Raw genomic sequence first — 19,161 nt, 5'->3', positions numbered from 1 at the left:
TCAGGTGCTGGTGACCGCAAGGTCGTGGAAGTTCGAGTCTTCTTCTGGGCACCAAATTCAAATTCAAGGTTTCGGCCTTGAATTTCACAGAAACCCGCGAAAGCGGGTTTTTGCGTTTCTGGCCCCTGTAGGAGCTGCCGAAGGCTGCGATCTTTTGATTTTGGTTTTTAAGATCAAAAGATCGCAGCCTTCGGCAGCTCCTACAGATCAATTGCTCCGCCCAGAGCGCATATGAGAAGCAATATCGTTTATCATTGTTGCAAGATTTTGCAATGCGACAGTGAGGAACCCTGCGAATGATGTTTCGAAATACCCTGCGCCGCGGCCTGACCACCACCCTGCTTGGCCTGGCGCTCGCCACCCCCCTCACCCAGGCTGCCGATCCAGTCTCCCTTACGCTCTATAACGGCCAACACAAGGAAGTCGGCGATGCCGTCGCCAAAGCCTTCGAAGCCAAGACAGGCATTCACGTCAATGTGCGCAAGGGCAGCAGCAACCAGCTTGCCAGCCAAGTCGTCGAAGAAGGCGATCGCTCTCCCGCCGACGTGATCTACACCGAAGAGTCGCCGCCACTGAACAAACTCGGCGAGCAAGGTGTTCTGGCCAAGGCCGACGACACCACGCTGGCCGTTCTGCCCAAGGACTACGTCGCCGCTGACGGCACCTGGATTGGCGTCACCGCTCGGGTGCGCGTCGTCGCGTTCAACCCGAAATTGATCGACGAAAAAGACCTGCCGAAATCGGTGATGGAATTCTCCGATCCAAAATGGCAAGGCAAGGTCGGCTTCGTCCCTACCAGCGGCGCATTCCAGGAACAAGCCGTGGCGATCATCAAGGTGCATGGCATGGAGGCTGCGGAAGAATGGCTGACCGGCTTGCGCGCTTTCGGCAAGACCTACAGCAACAACATGGTTGCCCTAAAGGCCGTGGAAAACGGCGAAGTGGCGACGGTGCTGGTAAACAACTACTACTGGTTCGCCTTGCAGCGCGAAAAGGGCCAGCTCGATTCGAAACTGCATTACTTCACCGGCGGCGACGTCGGCGGCCTGATTACCGTATCGAGTGCAGCCGTGCTGAAATCCAGCAAACATCCAAAAGAAGCCCAGCAACTGCTCGCCTACATGGCCAGTGAAGAGGGCCAGCGCGTGATCACCCAGACCACCGCCGAATACCCGCTGCACAAAGGCATGCAATCGGATCGCGGCCTCAAGCCTTTCAGCGAACTGCAAGCGCCGAACGTCACGCCCGCCGACCTCGGCAATGCCGAAGAAGCCTTGGACCTGGAACGCGAGGTTGGCCTGAACTGATGAGTGCATCGCTATCCGCCTCCGCCTCGCACGGTCGATACGTACCGGGGCGCAGGCGGCCTTCCATCTGGTTGATTCTGCCGGTGTTACTGCTGGTCGTGCTCAGCTTGCTTCCCCTGGCCTACGTCGGCCTGAAGGCCTGGCAAGCGGGTTGGGCCCAGGCGCTGCATTTGCTGTGGCGGCCTTATGTATTTGGCCTGCTGCGCAATACCCTGGCGCTGATGATTGGCGTAACACTGACTTGCGGCGTGATCGGCCTGTCGCTGGCATGGCTGCTGGAGCGCAGCAATCTGCCTGGGCGACGCCTGTGGGGCGTGATTCTGTGTTTGCCGTTCGCCGTACCGGCGTTTGTCAGCAGTTTTACCTGGGTGTCACTGAGCGCACATTTCGAAGGGCTCGGCGGGGCGATCCTAGTGATGAGCCTGTCCAAATACCCGCTGATCTTCCTGCCGGTGGCCGCCACCCTGCGCAATCTCGACCCCTCACTGGAAGAGTCTGCCCGCACCCTGGGGCAGAATCGCCGGGGAGTGTTTTTCCGCGTCACCCTGCCGCTGCTCTGGCCTTCGCTGTTGGCGGGATCGCTCCTGATTGCCCTGCACATGCTGGTGGAATTCGGTGCACTGTCGATCATTGGCCTGCAAACCTTCACCACCGCCATTTACCAACAGTTCGAGTTGGAGTTCAGCAACGCCAACGCCGCGATGCTCTCGGCGGTGTTGCTGGCGCTGTGCTTGATGTTGCTGTGGCTGGAACTGCGTGTTCGCGGCAAAGGCCGGCACGTACGTACAGGCCAGGGCGCGGCGCGACAGGCAGAACAGGTTCGATTGGGCCCCTGGATGATGGCTGGGCAGTTTTACTGCCTGTTGCTGGCGATCATCGGCAGCGGCATTCCGCTGGGAATGCTGGCGTACTGGCTGGCCGTGGGCACGTCGGCGGCATTCCCGATCGCCGCGATCAGCGAAGCGCTGCTCTCCTCCCTGGCCCTGTCCTTGGGCGGAGCGGCGTTTTGCCTGCTGCTGGCGTTGCCGGTGGGGTTGCTAGTGGTGCGCTATAAAGGGCCACTGGCAATCTGGGCCGAGCGCTTGCCGTATTTGCTGCACGCGCTACCAGGCTTGGTGATTGCACTGACGTTGGTGTATTTCGCGCTGCACTATGTGCCAGTGCTGTACCAGACCTCGACACTGTTGCTGATTGCCTATGCGCTGCTGTTTCTACCGCTGGCCCAGGCACCGATTCGCACAGCGCTGAACAAGGCTGCGCCGCAACTGGAAGAGGCGGCGCGCACGCTGGGGGCATCTTCGTTCAGTGCGTTTTGCCGGATAACGCTGCCAATCATTTTCCCGGCGCTGGGAGCAGCGTTTGCACTGGTGTTTCTGGATGCGATGAAGGAATTGACGGCGACCTTGCTGTTGAGCCCGACCGGGCTCAACACGCTGGCCACCGAGGTGTGGGCACATACCGCGAATGTGGAGTTTGCGGCGGCGGCGCCTTATGCGGCGTTGTTGATATTGGTGTCGGGGTTGCCCGTTTACCTGCTAACGACCCGGATGTATCTGAGCCGCTGAGATCGCTTTCGCGAGCAGGCTCGCTCCCACAGGGTTCGGTAGATCACCTGTGGGGAGCGAGCCTGCTCGCGAAGAGGCCTGGCCTGGCAAAGCATCAAGCCCTGAACTGCCCCAAGCTGGCTTTGAGCTGCGCCGCCAGGCCATCGAGCACCTTGCCGCTGGCCGTGGTCTCCACCACCGCCTGGGCCGCCTTTTCGGCTTGCACATGAATGGTCTCGACCCGACCGCGCACCGCCTGTGCCCCCCGAGCCTGATGCTCCGCAGCCTGGGTCGCCAGGCCAATTGCCGTGTGCACCTGCTCGACCGAAGCCTGCACCGATTGCTGCAACCGCGCGCTGTCACGTAGAACCAACAGGCCTTCACTGGCCTGACGCCCGGCCTGGCCGATTGCCGCCACCGCCTCGCGGGCGCCTTGCTGCAACGCTACGATGTGCGCCTGGATATCGCCGGTGGAGCTTTGCGTCTTGCTCGCCAACGCGCGCACTTCATCTGCCACCACCGCAAAGCCGCGACCGGTTTCGCCGGCGCGCGCCGCTTCAATGGCCGCGTTCAGCGCCAGCAGATTGGTCTGTTCGGCAATCCCATGAATAACCGTCAGCACTACCTCAATCTGCTCACTCTGCTGTGCCAGGCGCTCAATCACTTGCGCGCCAGTCTCGACCTGGCCCGCCAACGCTTCAATCAGCGTGCCGACTTTCGCCGAAGTCCGGGTGTTTTCGTCGGTGGCCTGGCGAATATCCACTACCTGCTTCAATGCCGCTTGCATGGCCTGGCTTTCAGACTGAGCCTCATCCGCCATTCGCGACAAGGCCCGCAGGCTTTCAGCCACCTCATCGCGCTGCATGCCTGCCGCCGCATCCGCCCCCGCGTTGCGCAATGTCATGGCGCCAATTTCCACACCGGTACGCTGGGCGACATCACCTGCCTCGCGCACTATCGGCTGCAATTTGTCGACGAAGCGATTGACCGCCGAGGCCATATCGCCGATTTCGTCCCTGCTGCTGATCTGCACACGCTTGGTCAGATCGCCCTCACCCGCCGCCAGGTCATCCATGGCGACAATCAACATCCTCAGGCGATTGACGACTCGACGCCCGAGCACGACCGCCAGCAACAACAGGACACCAAAACCCACCAAAGCCAGGCTCACGCCAATACGCCAGCGCAGGGTGGTCGCGGCCTCCTGCACGGTGGCGGTGGTATTGGCTTTCATTGCAGCGGCCGTGGACTGCGCCGATTGCAGACGTGCACCCATGGCCGCTGCGCTGTCGGCCGCCGCGCCTTTTAGGCTGTCGCCCACCAACTGGTCGCCACTGGCAATCAACGCCGAGAAGCGCTTGTCCAATGCCGCCAGGTCGGCCTCTACCGATGCCGTCGAGACACCCATCAAGACCTTGCCGATCTCCACGCCATTCGGGTTGATCGAGGCCTCGATGTAGAAGACCGACGGATCGTTCTTCGCCGCATCCAGCACTTTGTCCAGTGCGCGCTCGCCCTGGCCTTTTTCCAGCAGTGCCTTGTTGATCGGGTTTTCCCGGTTGAGGTAACGCGTCAGATGCTGGCCCGTGGCGTCGTCGTACACCACGAACAGGACATTGGGGTTGCGCTGGGCCCGACGGGCAAACTCGGACAAGGTCGGAACGTCGTTATCCCACATGGCGCGAGGCGCCACCGAGGCCAGAAGCTGTGCCATGTCGCTGGCGGAATCCTTCAGATCTTTTTCCAGGGTCGAACGCAACTGGGCCTGCTCGTCCTTCAATCGCGAGGACAAGCCAGCCGTGAGGCGTTGACGCGTACTGGCAGACAGGCTGTCCAGGCTCGACGTGACTTCACGCCCCGCCTGCTCGAGCTCACCGGACAGTTTTTGACTGTCCGCCCCCAGGCGCTGGGCGAGATCGGCTTCCAGCGCCGTCACAGTGCTCCGGGTCAGCGCGACCGCCACCAGCACCTGCACCAAAAGGGCGATACCAAGGGTAACGAATACAGGCCGCAACAAACGGCTTTGTAACAACGAGAGAACAGCTGACACTTGAAATCCCTCTGCATTTGCGCCATTAAATTGATGGCACGCCCGAAAGTGACGCTTTAGGCAAAGGTAATAGCAAAGGTCATGCCGTCCTACAGACATATACGACAAAGGCCCCTATTGAGGGGCCTTTGTGTTTTACATCAACAGCTTATCAAGCGAACGGATGGCGCAGAACGATGGTTTCGTTGCGGTCCGGACCCGTCGAAATAATGTCGATCGGCGCGCCGATCAGCTCTTCGACGCGTTTGATGTAAGCACGGGCGTTAGCTGGCAGCTCTTCCAGGGTTTTGGCACCCACGGTCGACTCGGTCCAGCCCGGCACTTCTTCGTACACAGGCTGCAGGCCCACGTAGCTGTCAGCATCAGTCGGGGCAACGGCGTTGCCTTGCGCATCTTTGTAGCCGACGCAGATGTTGATGGTTTCCAGGCCGTCGAGCACGTCCAGCTTGGTCAGGCAGATGCCCGAGATGCTGTTCACATCGATAGCGCGACGCAGGATAACAGCGTCGAACCAACCACAACGACGAGCACGGCCGGTAGTCGCGCCGAACTCGTGACCTTGTTTGGCCAGATGTGCACCGACTTCGTCGAACAGCTCAGTCGGGAATGGACCCGAACCTACGCGCGTGGTGTAAGCCTTGGTAATGCCCAGGATGTAGTCCAGGAACATGGGGCCAACACCCGAACCGGTAGCTACGCCGCCAGCGGTGGTATTAGAGCTGGTCACGTACGGGTAGGTACCGTGGTCGATGTCCAGCAGGGAGCCTTGGGCGCCTTCGAACATGATGTCTTTGCCAGCGCGACGCAGGTCGTGCAACTCGGCAGTCACATCCAGCATCAGCGGCTTGAGCAGCTCCGCGTATTCTTTGCATTCGGCCAGGGTCTTGTCGAACTCGATGGCCGGCTCTTTGTAGTAACCCACCAGCATGAAGTTGTGGTATTCCACCAGTTCACGCAGTTTGTCTTCAAAGCGCGGCATGTTGAGCAGGTCGCCCACACGTAGGCCACGGCGTGCAACCTTGTCTTCGTAAGCCGGGCCGATGCCGCGACCGGTGGTGCCGATCTTCAGCTCGCCACGGGCCTTTTCGCGGGCCTGGTCCAATGCAACGTGGAAGGACAGGATCAGTGGGCAGGACGGGCTGATACGCAGGCGCTCGCGCACCGGTACGCCTTTTTCTTCCAGCTTGGTGATCTCGCGCAGCAGGGCGTCAGGTGCAACCACCACGCCGTTGCCGATCAGGCACTGCACGCCTTCGCGCAATACGCCCGAAGGGATCAGGTGCAATACAGTTTTTTCACCGTCGATCACCAAGGTGTGACCAGCGTTGTGGCCACCCTGGTAGCGCACTACGGCGGCAGCATGTTCGGTCAGCAGATCAACGATCTTGCCTTTGCCCTCATCACCCCACTGGGTGCCCAGGACTACGACATTCTTACCCATAACACTTGTCCTCATTCGCGCAAACTTGGTGCCGGCGGCAGCCGGCAGGAAAACTCAAGAAGCCAGTGGCGATACTTGCCAAAGCCCGTTCTGCTGAATCAATTGCCGGTCGCAGTCCGCGTCACGGGCGGCGGCCAAAGGTTGCCCAGGCAACGCCTGGACGACACGCTGACCCTCACTGCGCAACTGGCAAACCTGCTGCCAGAGTGCCGCATCCGTACTGTCAGGCATCCAGATACCGCCAGACGGTAGCTGGATCTCAGCACGCCCCAGGGTCACCAGGGTTTTCAAATCGGTAGAGAAGCCGGTTGCCGGACGAGCGCGACCGAAGTCAGCGCCGATGTCGTCGTAACGACCGCCCTGGGCAATGGACTGGCCCACACCCGGCACGAACACGGCGAACACCACACCGGTGTGGTAGTGGTAACCGCGCAGCTCGCCCAGGTCGAAGTACAGTGGCAGCTGCGGGAAACGCACGGACAAACGCTCGGCGATTGCCAACAAGTCATCCAATGCCGCCAACACTGCAGCCGGGGCCTTGGCCAGACGCTCACGCGCAGCCGCCAGCACTTCACGGCCACCACACAGGTCGACCAGGGCGCGCAGCATGCCCGACAGGTCAGCCGGCAAGCCTTCGGTCAAGGTAATGACCTCATCGATGGCTTTACGTTGCAACGCATCGAACAACTGCTGTTCAACTTCACCGGACAAACCGGCGGCGCGAGCCAGGCCGCGGTAGATACCGACATGCCCCAGGTCCATGTGGACATCCGATACATCGGCCAGTTGCAGCATGGCGAGCATCAGGCTGATGACTTCCACGTCGCTGCTCGGGCTGGCATCGCCATACAACTCGGCGCCCAACTGGATCGGGCTGCGCGAGGACGACAAGGCACGTGGCTGGGCATGCAGCACGCTACCGGCGTAGCACAGGCGACTTGGCCCTTCGCGGCGCAAGGTATGCGCATCGATGCGCGCCACTTGCGGCGTGATGTCGGCACGGAACCCCATCTGCCGGCCCGATTGCGGGTCGATGACCTTGAAGGTACGCAGATCCAGGTCCTGGCCGGCGCCGGTCAGCAGGGACTCCAGGTACTCGATATGGGGAGTCACGACAAACTCGTAACCCCAGCTCTGGAACAGATCCAACACCTGACGACGCGCAACTTCAATACGCGCCGCTTCCGGTGGCAGTACTTCTTCGATGCCATCTGGCAATAGCCAGCGGTCTACCGTTGCCATTACGCCTTCCCCTGTATCCGGGCGGCCAGCCTGCGGCCGAGCCTTGAGTGAAGCAGAAAATGATCAGCCCATGTTCATAAATCAGGCGCAGGAGCAACGAAGCGAAACGCCTGTTACCGGCTTCGCCAATCACTTTCCTCGAAAAACCTGTCGAGCATTCAGCTCGGGCACCTGCACAAAACAGCATTCAAACATGCAGACGCAAAAAAGCCGGGAATTTCCCGGCTGCCGCATCATACACACGTTTTCCCAAAGGATCACCCCGCCAGAGGTATTAGCCGCCCGGCGGGATGAATCAGGTCAACGTTGTATCAAGGCTTGGCTTTTTCCAGGTAATGGAAGAAGTCACTGCTTGGGTCCAGGACCATGACATCGGATTTGTTCGCGAAGCTTTCACGGTAGGCACGCAGGCTACGGTAGAACGCGTAGAACTCCTGATCCTGACCGTAGGCCTTGGAGTAGATCGAAGCGGCCTGGGCGTCACCGTCACCGCGAATCTCTTCGGATTCACGATAGGCTTCAGCCAACAGCACGCGACGTTGACGATCGGCGTCGGCACGGATGCCTTCAGCCAGTTCGTTACCCTTGGCGCGATGCTCGCGAGCTTCACGCTCACGCTCGGTGCTCATACGCTCGAACACGCTGCGGTTCACTTCCTTGGGCAGGTCGATGGTCTTGACGCGAACGTCGACCACTTCAATGCCCAGTTCCTTTTCAGCCATCTTGTTCAGCGAAGCGGTGATATCCGCCATCAGCGCATCACGTTCACCCGATACCACTTCGTGCAGGGTGCGCTTACCGAACTGGTCACGCAGGCCCGATTCGAGACGACGGGACAGACGCTCGTCGGCAATCTGCTTCAGGCCGGAAGTCGCGGTGTAGAAACGCTCGGCGTCCTTCACTCGCCACTTGGCGTAGGCATCGACCATCACGGCCTTCTTTTCCAGCGTCAGGAAGCGCTGCGTCGGTGCATCCAGCGTCATCAGGCGAGCATCAAATTTACGCACCTGGTTAACGTAAGGCACTTTCACATGCAGGCCTGGCTGAACATCGGCCTGGACCACGCGACCGAACTGCAGCAACACCGCACGCTCGGTCTGAGCCACGATGTAGAAGCAGTTCCAGGCAGCGATCGCCACGACGACGCCGACAATAAGGGCGATCAGCGATTTATTGCTCATCAGCGACTCTCCCTGGTACGTGCTTGCTGTTGCTGCAGATCAGCTGCCGCACGCGCATTCGCTTCATTGCTGGTGGCTGCCGCGCCGGTCACCTGGGTGCTGGTGCTGCGACCACTTTCGACCATTTTGTCCAGCGGCAGGTACAGCAGGTTGCTCTGGCCATTCTTGTTGCCGGTCACGAGAACCTTGCTGGTATTACTGAAGACTTCCTGCATGGTGTCCAGGTACAGACGCTGGCGGGTGACTTCAGGTGCCTTGCGGTACTCGGCGACCAGCTTGGTGAAGCGATCGGCCTCACCCTTGGCACGCGAGACGGTTTCGTCACGGTAGCCATTGGCATCTTCAAGGATGCGCTGGGCCTGACCACGAGCTTCCGGCACGACGCCGTTGGCATAGGTTTCAGCCTGGTTGCGCGAACGCTGCTCGTCTTCACGGGCGCGGATCACGTCATCGAAGGCTTCCTGTACTTCACGCGGTGCCGCTGCGCTCTGTACGTTCACCTGGGTAACGGTGATACCGGTGCGATAGGTATCCATGAAGCGTTGCAGGCGCTCCTTGATCTCGCTGGCCATCAATTCACGACCTTCGGTCAACACCTGGTCCATCGCAGTGGAACCCACCACATGGCGCAGGGCGCTGTCGGTCGCGTGCTGCAGGCTGATTTCCGGCTGATCGACGCTCAGCACGAAGTCCTGCAGGTTGCTGATCTTGTACTGCACGGTCAGCGGCACTTCGACGATGTTTTCGTCTTCAGTCAGCATTTGACCTTGCTTGGTGTACGCCCGCTCACGCGTGACGTTTTCCATGTACTTCTTGTCGATCGGCGGGAAGTAGATATTCAGGCCGGGGCCGACGGTTTCGTAGTACTTGCCGAAGCGCAGCACCACGGCTTGCTCCTGCTCGTCGACGACATAGACCGCGCTGTACAGCCAAACGGCTGCCAATACGACCAGGCCGATGCCCAGCAGGCCGCCGAAGCCGCCGCTCTTGCCCGAACCACCACCATCATCCCCGCGTTTCTTGCCACCACCGAACAACCCATTCAGGCTTTCCTGCAGCTTTCGGAAGGCCTCGTCGAGATCCGGCGGCCCCTTGCGGTCGCCGTTATTACGACGCTTGCCACCCCAAGGATCCTGATTATTCGAGTTGCCACCCGGCTCATTCCAAGCCATAGCGCTCTCCATCTGATAAAGCAAAGACGCACCCACGGCGCGCCGACCAATGCTACAGAATGCCTGTCACCACGGCACAACCGCTTTCTCAGGCTTTTATTGCAAAGTGTGTTGCTCGATGAATTCCACCGGTTGCAAACCTTCGCGGCTCACCAGCCGATTCAACTCGGCGCGTGGCAAACGAACGGCCAGCAAACTGATGCCTTCGTCGTCATGTTCTTCCTTCTGTACCGCCCCGAGTTCGAAGAACTGCGCACGCAGTCGAGCAAATCGGTTGGGCAAGCGCAAGGTGCCAACAAACAAATCATCCCCAAGCAGTTCGGCCACGGCCTGCCTGAGCAGGTCCAGACCTGTACCGTCCTTGGCCGACAACCAGACCCGCTGCGGCTTGCCATCGGCATCGCGCTGGATCTGCGGCTCCACGCCCTCGAGCAAATCGAGTTTGTTATAGACCTCCAGGATCGGCAAGTCTTGAGCCCCGATCTCCCCAAGCACCACCATGACCTGTTCAATCTGGGCCATGCGCTCGGGCTCATGGGAGTCGATCACATGCAGCAGCAGGTCGGAATTGCTCGACTCTTCGAGCGTAGCCCGAAATGCCTCGACCAGTTTGTGCGGCAGGTGACGAATGAAACCCACGGTGTCGGCCAGCACGATCGGCCCGAGGTCATCGAGTTCGAGTCGGCGCAAGGTCGGGTCGAGGGTGGCGAAGAGTTGGTCGGCGGCGAAAACTTCGGATTCGGTCACCGAGTTAAACAACGTCGACTTGCCGGCGTTGGTGTAGCCCACCAGTGAAACCGTCGGTATGTCAGCCCGTTTGCGGCCACGACGCGACTGCTCGCGCTGGCTGCGGACCTTTTCCAGGCGCCCCTTGATCTGCCGCAGGCGAACCCGCAACAGACGCCGGTCGGTTTCCAGCTGGGTTTCACCCGGACCGCGCAAGCCGATACCACCTTTCTGCCGCTCAAGGTGAGTCCAGCCGCGAACCAGCCGCGTACTCATGTATTCAAGCTGGGCCAGTTCAACCTGGAGCTTGCCTTCATGGGTGCGGGCGCGTTGGGCGAAGATATCGAGAATCAGACCCGTACGGTCGATCACGCGACACTCGAAAGCGCGTTCGAGGTTACGTTCCTGACTGGGCGTGAGGGTGTGATTGAAAATCACCAGATCTACCTGCTCGGCTTTGACCAGGTCGCGTAATTCTTCGACCTTGCCACTGCCAATCAGGTATTTGGCGGATGGCCGATGACGCGGCACGTTGAAAAACGCGACGGTCTCGGCGCCAGCCGAAATTGCCAACTCCTGAAACTCCTGCGGATCTTCGCGCGCCTCAGGGTCCTGTCCATCCAAGTGAACGAGAATGGCCCGTTCACCACCACCGTGGCGCTCAAAGAACAAAGGAGACTCCTATCAGGCGTTACCTGGCTCAGCATCACCTGCTTCGGATTCGGTTGCGCTAGGCAGACGAATTGGACGAACCGGCACTACTGTAGAGATAGCGTGTTTGTAGACCATTTGGCTGACGGTGTTTTTCAGCAGGATAACGAATTGGTCGAAAGACTCGATCGTACCTTGCAGTTTAATCCCGTTGACCAGGTAGATGGACACCCCAACTTTCTCTTTACGTAAAGTATTCAAGTAAGGGTCTTGTAGCGAATGCCCTTTTGACATGTGCCGCACTCCTTTAAGGATTCAATATAAAAAATAGGTAATCAGATGGCTTTGGCCGCCCCACCCCCAAGGATAGACGGCAATTGCAAGGACTCAGCTCAATATGGAGATGGTCCCCAGGTATTTCAAGGCGCGCGGCAGATTGTCGCAATCGAGACTGTCCAGCCAGTGTAAATCAGCCCAACTGCGAAGCCAGGTGAACTGGCGCTTCGCCAATTGGCGCGTGGCAATGATGCCACGCTCCTGCATCTCGGCTGACGTCAGCTTGCCATCCAGGTAATCCCAGACTTGGCGGTAGCCCACCGCACGTATAGACGGCAACCCTGTATGCAGATCACTTCTATTACGCAGGGCTAGGACCTCGTCGATGAATCCCTGTTCCAACATTAAGGTGAATCTTTGTTTAATTCGCTCGTGCAGTACCTGGCGATTCGCCGGAGCAATGGCCAAGTTCGCGACAGTATAGGGCAATTGTTGCCGTCCCGAAGCGGCTGCTTCAGTACTTTGCGCAGATTGTTGCAAGCGAAGCGCAGTCATGCTCTGACCGCTGACACGGTAAACTTCCAACGCTCGACTCAAACGCTGCGGATCGTTCGGATGAATACGTGCCGCGGAAACCGGGTCAATGACCGCCAATTGCTCGTGCAACGCCTGCCAGCCAAGGCGTGCAGCCTCTTCCTCGATCTGCGCGCGGACCTCCGGGTCGGCGGCCGGCATATCCGCAAGCCCTTCAACCAACGCCTTGTAATAGAGCATTGTGCCGCCGACCAGCAGCGGAATGTTACCCCGCGCGGTGATTTCGGCCATGGCTTGCAGGGCATCGCGACGGAAATCTGCCGCCGAATACGCTTGCGCCGGGTCGAGAATATCGATCAAACGGTGCGGAAACTCAGCCAAAAGCTCTTTTGATGGCTTGGCGGTGCCAATGTCCATGCCGCGGTAGACCAGCGCCGAATCGACACTGATCAGCTCGCACGGCAGCACCTTGGTGAGCTCGATGGCCAGGTCGGTCTTGCCGGCGGCGGTCGGGCCCATCAGGAAAATCGCAGGAGGGAACTGGCTCATCAACGACCGCGCAAGAACAGTTTGTCCAGATCGTCCAGGCCCAGTTGGGTCCAGGTCGGTCGGCCATGGTTGCATTGACCACTGCGCTCGGTGTTTTCCATGTCGCGCAGCAGACCGTTCATTTCCGGCAGGGCCAGGCGCCGATTGGCCCGGACCGCGCCATGGCAGGCCATGGTGCCGAGCAATTCGTTGAGGTGCGCCTGAATCCGGTCGCTGGTGCCATATTCCATCAAGTCAGCCAACACGTCACCCACCAGTCGATTGGCCTCAGCCTGCTTGAGCAGGGCCGGGATCTGCCGGATAGCCAAGGTTTCCGGGCCGAGGCGTTGCAGTTCGAAGCCCAGGCGCTGGAACCAGGCGACGTGCTCTTCGGCGCAATCGGCTTCACGCTGACTGAGCGCCAGGGTTTCCGGCACCAGCAGCGGTTGCCCGCTCAAGCCTTCGCTGGCCATGGCGACTTTCAGGCGTTCGTACATGATCCGCTCATGAGCGGCATGCATGTCTACCAGCACCAGACCCTGGGCGTTTTCCGAAAGGATGTAGATGCCTTTGAGCTGCGCTAGCGCGTAGCCCAGCGGCGGGATGTCGTCCTGACCAGCTGGCAGCGCTACCGCATTGGCCTCGGGCAACGGCGCGAAGAACTCGCGATAGGCGGCCTGTGCTTCTGCAACCGGAACAGCTGACTGGGGACGCGGGGTGTATTGATACTGATATCCAGCCCCAGCACCCGAACCGGTTGGTGCATTGAACGAAGGCTGTGCCTGAGGTTGTTCCATCAGCGCATTGGCGGCCAGGCGCATCTCACCCTGCGGGCCGAACTCACCGGCCTCAAGGCCCGTAGGCCGCACCGTGGCTGTCACAACCGGTGCTGCCAGATGATCGTCCGGCCGCACATCGCCCAAGGCACGGTGCAGGGTGCCATAGAGAAAATCGTGAACCATGCGCCCTTCACGGAAGCGCACTTCGTGCTTGGTGGGGTGCACGTTGACATCGACGCCCGTCGGGTCGACCTCGAAGAACAGCACGAACGTCGGATGCCGACCATTGAACAATACGTCGCGATAAGCCTGGCGCACGGCGTGTGCCACCAGCTTGTCGCGCACGGCACGACCATTGACAAAGAAATACTGTAAGTCCGCCTGGCTGCGGTTGAAGGTCGGCAACCCTACCCAGCCCCACAGATGCAGGCCATTGCGCTCGATTTCGATCGGTAGCGCCTGCTCCAGGAAACCGGGTCCGCAGATGGCCGCCACGCGCCGGGCGCGAGCCGCATCGTCGCGGGCTTCGTGCAGGCTGAGGATGGTCTTGCCGTTATGGCGCAGATGAAAGGCCACGTCGAACCGCGCCAGGGCCAGGCGCCTGATGACTTCCTGCAGGTGATCGAATTCGGTTTTTTCGGTCTTGAGAAACTTGCGGCGTGCCGGAGTATTGAAGAACAGGTCGCGCACCTCGACCGAGGTACCCACCGGATGGGCCGCAGGCTGCACCCGCGGCGCCATGTCCCGGCCCTCGGTCTCGACTTGCCAGGCCTGCTCGGCATCGCGGGTGCGCGACGTCAGGGTCAGGCGCGCCACCGAACTGATCGATGCCAATGCCTCACCGCGAAAGCCCAGGCTCATGACCTGTTCAAGATCTTCCAGGTTGCGGATCTTGCTGGTGGCGTGTCGCGCCAGGGCCAGCGGCAGGTCATCGGCGGAAATGCCGCTGCCATCGTCGCGCACCCGCAGTAACTTGACGCCACCCTGCTCCACGTCGACATCGATGCGCTTGGCGCCGGAGTCGAGGCTGTTTTCCAGCAGCTCCTTGATCACCGAAGCCGGCCGCTCAACCACTTCGCCGGCGGCGATCTGGTTCGCCAACCGTGGGCTGAGCAGCTCGATGCGAGCGCTGTTGTTCACGACTTCGTTCATTCCTTGGCCGCCAGTTCAGTGCCTGGGATGGTCAGGTGCTGGCCGATCTTGAGCTCATCGCTCGACAGGTTGTTGGCGCTGCGCAGGGTCGCCGGGGACACTTGATAGCGCACCGCGATCATCGCCAGCGTCTCGCCCGGGTTTACCCGATGGTCACGAGGGCCTTGGGCGATTTTTCCGGAATCACGCAGCCAGGCAATGTAAGTGCCCGGTGGCGGATTCTGCTGGAAGAACTGGCGCACGCCGCTGCTGATGGAGCGCGCCAGCGCCTGCTGGTGGCTCGATGCAGCCAGCTTCGAGGCTTCGTTGGCATTGGAGATAAACCCGGTTTCGACCAGGATCGACGGGATGTCCGGTGACTTCAGCACCATGAACCCGGCCTGCTCGACGCGTTGCTTGTGCAGGGGCGTGACCCGGCCGATGTTGCTCAGCACTTTCTGGCCAACGTTCAGGCTGGAGGTCAGGGACGCGGTCATCGACAGATCGAGCAATACGCCAGCCAGCATGCGGTCCTTGTCGTCGAGGCTGACGTTGCCGGCCCCCCCGATCAGGTCGGAACGGTTTTCGCTGTCGGCCAGCCAGCGCGCGGTTTCCGAAGTGGCACCGCGATCGGACAGGGCGAACACCGAGGCACCGAACGCCGCGGCAGAAGGCGCGGCGTCGGCGTGAATCGAGACGAACAGGTCGGCGCCTTTCTTGCGGGCAATTTCCGTACGGCCACGCAATGGAATGAAGTAGTCGCCGGTGCGCGTCAGCTCCGCGCGAAAGCCTTTCATGCCATTGACCTGGCGCTGCGTTTCACGGGCGATCTGCAGCACCACGTCTTTCTCGCGCTGACCACGTGAGCCGGAGGCGCCCGGGTCTTCACCACCGTGACCGGCATCGATTACCACAACGATGTCGCGCTTGCCGGCCGGTGCGGGAGGCAGCTTGATCGAAGGTTCGGATGGCGTGACCGGAACGGCCGGCACCGTGGCCACCGTTGGCGTCGGCACTGGCGCTGGCGCTGGCGCGGCATCGGCCGGGTTATCGAACAGATCGACCACCAGGCGATTGCCATACTGGGCGTTGGGCGCCAGGGAGAAGCTTTTTGGCGTCACCGCCTTTTTCAGGTCGATGACCACCCGCAAGTCGGTCGGCGTACGTTGTGCCGAGCGCATCGCGGTGATCGGGGTGTTGGACGAGTTGACGTTCAACGGCGCACCGAGGCTCGCGCCGTTGATGTCGATGACCAGGCGATCCGGGGCCGTCAGCGTAAAGACGCTGTGCTGCACCGGACCGGACAGGTCGAACACCAGCCGCGTGTTGTCCGGAGCCCGCCACAGGCGAACACTGTTGACCTTCGTCTCGGCCACAGCGTCGACGGTCACCGCCAGAAACATCACCCCTACGGCAGCAACCAACGCGCGAAAGCGCATACCTAACCCCATCATCTATTTGGATTCCAATGCCAAAGCGGCACACCAGGCCTCGCCACGCGAACCCCTGGGTAAAATTTTCAGCGAACGCCCGCTGTCTTGCGGGCTAATGGTAATGGTCAGGTCGGGCTTTGGCAAAAAGCCTGCACCTTTATCAGGCCATTCGATCAGGCACAGCGCATCGTCCTCGAAATAGTCGCGGATGCCGAGAAATTCCAGCTCCTCCGGATCGACCAGGCGATACAAGTCGAAATGGAACGCACGAATGTCACCGATCTCATAGGGTTCGACCAGGGTGAAGGTCGGGCTTTTGACCGCCCCGACATGCCCCAAACCACGAATGATACCCCGGGACAATGTGGTTTTCCCCATCCCCAGATTACCTTCGAGGAAGATCAGGCCATGCCCCTCGGTGATACGGGCGATACGTGCGCCAAAGTCGCTCATGGCCTGCTCATCGGCCAGGTACAGGGTTACTTCAGACACGGTGCTTGCTCCTCCAACAACTGACGAATGGCTGGTATCAGATCACTGGCCGCCAGTCCACGGCCGAATTTACCTTGGCGTTCACCGGCATTGGCGTGTAGCCAGACGGCCAGGCAAGTCGCATCGAACGCGTCCATGCCCTGGGCCAGCAGCGCACCGACCAGACCCGCCAGCACGTCACCCAGACCGGCGGCAGCCATTGCCGGATGGCCTTGATGACACACGGCAAGGCGCCCGTCAGGACAGGCGATCAGACTGCCGGCCCCCTTGAGCACCACCACTGCTGAGTATTTTTTGCTCAGTGCATGGGCCGCCGCGGGGCGATCGGCCTGAACCTGGGCAGTGCTGAGTCCCAGCAACCGAGCGGCTTCTCCCGGATGCGGCGTGATCACGCAGCCCTTGGGCAAGCTCATCCGGCCTTCCGCCAGGAGGTTCAGCGCATCGGCGTCCCAGACTTGCGGCAGGGGTGCGTTGGCGGCGGCCGACAACAGGCTTCTCCCCCATGCACCCTGCCCCAGTCCAGGGCCGACCACCAGTACGGACACCTTTTGAAGCAAATCCATCAGCTGATTGGCCGACGCAGCGCCCAGCGCCATCGCCTCGGGGATCCGGGCCAGGGCAGCCGGCACATGCTCGGGACGGGTCGCCAGCGACACCATGCCCGCGCCGCTGCGCAATGCACTTTGCGCGCTCAACAGGATTGCCCCGCCCAGCCCGCGATCGCCACCGATCAGCAATACGTGGCCGAACTGGCCCTTATGGGAAGCGCCCCTGCGGGCGGCCAGGCGCGGCAGGTTGCCGGCTGTCAGGCGTCGAGCGGTAATCGGCGCACCCTCGAGCAGCCGGGGATCGGCGTGCAGGTCATTGAACACTCGCTCGCCCACCACATTTGCCGCGTCGCCGGTGAATAACCCCAGCTTCAAGCCGATAAAGGTCACCGTCAGATCGGCTCGCACGGCACAACCGAGGATGCGCCCGGTATCAGCGCATAGCCCGGAGGGGATATCCACCGCCACCACCGGAAGGCCGCTGGCGTTGATCGCGGCGATGGCACTGGCGTACGGCTCGCGCACCTCTCCGGTCAGACCGGTACCGAGCAAGGCGTCCAGGACGATGCCTCGACAGACCGATTGCGCGCTCCACGCTTCAATCGCAACGTTTTCGGCCACCGCTTCGGCATGCGCCGAAGCCGCATCACCGCGTAGCTGCCGGGGATCTCCCGCCGCCAGAACCCGAACCGTCCACCCGCCGCGCTTGGCCAGCACGGCAACCAGGTAACCGTCGCCAGCGTTATTGCCGTGGCCGGCGACCACCGTCAATTCATTCGCCGCCGGCCACTGCCGGACCAGCGCTCGCCAGGTGGCTCGTGCGGCGCGATGCATCAATTCGAAGCCCGGTGTGCCAGCCGCGATCAGGCTCGCATCGAGCCCCCGGACCTGCGCGGCGCTGTACAGCGCGTCGGGTAAATCATCTTTAGTGTGCGGCATGCGTCTACGGGCTCCGATGTCTGGCAGAATTATACGCACCTCAGCTCCGGTTTCTCTCGCCTCATGCCCGCTATTACCACAGATCTGCCTGCCCTCGCCCAATCCATCAAGGACTGGGGCCGTGAGCTGGGCTTTCAACAAGTCGGCATCAGCGGCCTGGACCTCGCCGAGCATGAGCAGCACCTGGAACGCTGGCTTGCAGCCGGCTACCACGGCGAAATGGAATACATGGGCGCCCACGGCAGCAAACGCTCGCACCCCGAAGAACTGGTACCAGGCACCTTGCGCGTAATATCGCTGCGCATGGACTACCTGTCGGGCGATACCAGAATGGCGCAATTGCTCGCCCAACCGGAAAAAGCCTACGTCTCGCGTTACGCCTTGGGCCGCGATTACCACAAGTTGATCCGCAAACGCGTGCAACAATTGGCGGAAAAAATCCAGGCCGAAATTGGCCCGTTTGGTTATCGCGCGTTTGTCGACAGCGCTCCCGTCCTGGAAAAAGCCATCGCAGAGAAAGCGGGTCTGGGCTGGATCGGCAAAAACACCCTGGTCTTGAATCGCAAGGCTGGCAGTTATTTTTTCCTCGCCGAACTGTTCGTCGATTTGCCGTTGCCCGTGGACCCACCCCATGCCAGCGAACACTGCGGCCGCTGCAGCGCCTGTCTCGACATCTGCCCGACCAACGCCTTCGTCGGCCCCTATGTGCTGGACGCCCGGCGCTGTATTTCCTATTTGACCATCGAACTCAAGGGCGCCATCCCCGAAGAGCTGCGACCGCTGATCGGTAATCGGGTGTTCGGTTGCGATGACTGCCAGATCGTCTGCCCGTGGAACCGCTTTGCCCGTCCGTCCGGCGAAAGCGACTTCAAGCCACGGCACAACCTGGACAACGCCGAACTGGCCGAGCTGTTCATGTGGGATGAGGATAAATTCCTCAGCAGCACCGAAGGTTCGCCCTTGCGCCGGACCGGTTACGAAAACTGGCTGCGTAACCTGGCGGTGGGCTTGGGCAATGCGCCTTCAACGATTCCGGTACTGGAGGCGTTGAAGGCGCGACGCGAACATCCATCCGAACTGGTCCGCGAACACGTCGAGTGGGCCCTGAAACAACACGGTCTTGTGTAGGAGCTGCCGCAGGCTGCGATCTTTTGACCTTGATTTTTTAAGGTCAAAAGATCGCAGCC

The 19,161-nt window shown here is 60.8% G+C and carries 16 protein-coding genes; 4 read left to right on the top strand and 12 right to left on the bottom strand.

Annotated elements, in window-relative coordinates; all coding sequences use genetic code 11:
• From QLG10_RS28420 to QLG10_RS28410, 3 genes are all read left to right on the top strand, one after another.
• Positions 1 to 235, top strand: a 235-nt coding sequence (locus tag QLG10_RS28420) for a hypothetical protein (protein ID WP_282488401.1), incomplete at its 5' end; no start/stop codon positions are given.
• Between the two features lie 61 nt (positions 236 to 296).
• Positions 297 to 1,307, top strand: coding sequence for an extracellular solute-binding protein (locus QLG10_RS28415; RefSeq protein WP_020797702.1), 1,011 nt, complete (start codon positions 297 to 299; stop codon positions 1,305 to 1,307).
• Complete coding sequence (locus tag QLG10_RS28410; RefSeq protein WP_282488400.1) at positions 1,307 to 2,872, top strand: iron ABC transporter permease; 1,566 nt, start codon at positions 1,307 to 1,309, stop codon at positions 2,870 to 2,872. The genes QLG10_RS28415 and QLG10_RS28410 overlap by 1 nt, the downstream gene beginning before the upstream one ends.
• 94 nt (positions 2,873 to 2,966) lie before the next feature.
• Here the strand turns inward: QLG10_RS28410 and QLG10_RS28405 are convergent, their stop codons facing one another.
• From QLG10_RS28405 to QLG10_RS28350, 12 genes are all read right to left on the bottom strand, one after another.
• The gene (locus QLG10_RS28405; protein WP_110753983.1) at positions 2,967 to 4,901 is read right to left on the bottom strand and encodes a methyl-accepting chemotaxis protein; all 1,935 of its coding nucleotides are present in this window, start codon (positions 4,899 to 4,901) and stop codon (positions 2,967 to 2,969) included.
• 151 nt (positions 4,902 to 5,052) lie between these two features.
• On the bottom strand, positions 5,053 to 6,342 hold the full coding sequence (locus QLG10_RS28400; protein WP_110753985.1) for an adenylosuccinate synthase: 1,290 nt from the start codon (positions 6,340 to 6,342) through the stop codon (positions 5,053 to 5,055).
• Positions 6,343 to 6,396: 54 nt separating this feature from the next.
• Positions 6,397 to 7,584, bottom strand: coding sequence for an ATP phosphoribosyltransferase regulatory subunit (locus QLG10_RS28395; RefSeq protein ID WP_282488399.1), 1,188 nt, complete (start codon positions 7,582 to 7,584; stop codon positions 6,397 to 6,399).
• 311 nt (positions 7,585 to 7,895) lie between these two features.
• Positions 7,896 to 8,765: a protease modulator HflC gene (gene hflC, locus QLG10_RS28390; RefSeq protein WP_090465431.1), complete on the bottom strand. Its 870-nt coding sequence runs from the start codon at positions 8,763 to 8,765 to the stop codon at positions 7,896 to 7,898.
• Positions 8,765 to 9,937, bottom strand: a complete 1,173-nt coding sequence (gene hflK / locus QLG10_RS28385; RefSeq protein WP_020797708.1) for an FtsH protease activity modulator HflK — start codon at positions 9,935 to 9,937, stop codon at positions 8,765 to 8,767. Before hflK ends, hflC begins: the two co-directional genes overlap by 1 nt.
• Positions 9,938 to 10,033: 96 nt before the next feature.
• The gene (gene hflX, locus QLG10_RS28380) at positions 10,034 to 11,335 is read right to left on the bottom strand and encodes a ribosome rescue GTPase HflX (protein WP_110753989.1); all 1,302 of its coding nucleotides are present in this window, start codon (positions 11,333 to 11,335) and stop codon (positions 10,034 to 10,036) included.
• A gap of 12 nt (positions 11,336 to 11,347) precedes the next feature.
• On the bottom strand, positions 11,348 to 11,608 hold the full coding sequence (hfq, locus tag QLG10_RS28375) for an RNA chaperone Hfq (RefSeq protein ID WP_007902656.1): 261 nt from the start codon (positions 11,606 to 11,608) through the stop codon (positions 11,348 to 11,350).
• 93 nt (positions 11,609 to 11,701) lie between these two features.
• Positions 11,702 to 12,673, bottom strand: a complete 972-nt coding sequence (miaA, locus tag QLG10_RS28370; protein ID WP_248678201.1) for a tRNA (adenosine(37)-N6)-dimethylallyltransferase MiaA — start codon at positions 12,671 to 12,673, stop codon at positions 11,702 to 11,704.
• Positions 12,673 to 14,571, bottom strand: a complete 1,899-nt coding sequence (gene mutL, locus QLG10_RS28365) for a DNA mismatch repair endonuclease MutL (protein WP_282488402.1) — start codon at positions 14,569 to 14,571, stop codon at positions 12,673 to 12,675. Before mutL ends, miaA begins: the two co-directional genes overlap by 1 nt.
• An 8-nt stretch (positions 14,572 to 14,579) precedes the next feature.
• Positions 14,580 to 16,016 carry an N-acetylmuramoyl-L-alanine amidase gene (locus tag QLG10_RS28360; RefSeq protein ID WP_110753995.1) on the bottom strand — a complete coding sequence of 479 codons (1,437 nt, stop codon included), beginning with the start codon at positions 16,014 to 16,016 and terminating at the stop codon, positions 14,580 to 14,582.
• Positions 16,017 to 16,487 carry a tRNA (adenosine(37)-N6)-threonylcarbamoyltransferase complex ATPase subunit type 1 TsaE gene (gene tsaE, locus QLG10_RS28355; RefSeq protein ID WP_033040627.1) on the bottom strand — a complete coding sequence of 157 codons (471 nt, stop codon included), beginning with the start codon at positions 16,485 to 16,487 and terminating at the stop codon, positions 16,017 to 16,019.
• A complete protein-coding gene (locus tag QLG10_RS28350; protein ID WP_282488398.1) occupies positions 16,475 to 17,974 on the bottom strand; it encodes an NAD(P)H-hydrate dehydratase in 1,500 nt (499 codons plus the stop codon). Before QLG10_RS28350 ends, tsaE begins: the two co-directional genes overlap by 13 nt.
• 63 nt (positions 17,975 to 18,037) lie before the next feature.
• Between QLG10_RS28350 and queG the strand changes: the two genes are divergently transcribed.
• The gene (queG, locus tag QLG10_RS28345; RefSeq protein ID WP_110754002.1) at positions 18,038 to 19,102 is read left to right on the top strand and encodes a tRNA epoxyqueuosine(34) reductase QueG; all 1,065 of its coding nucleotides are present in this window, start codon (positions 18,038 to 18,040) and stop codon (positions 19,100 to 19,102) included.
• Positions 19,103 to 19,161 lie beyond the last annotated feature (59 nt).

It is taken from the genome of Pseudomonas sp. V98_8 (assembly GCF_029967975.1).
GTDB classification, from domain to species: Bacteria; Pseudomonadota; Gammaproteobacteria; order Pseudomonadales; family Pseudomonadaceae; genus Aquipseudomonas; species Aquipseudomonas umsongensis.
This window is presented reverse-complemented; position numbering and strand designations above follow the sequence as displayed.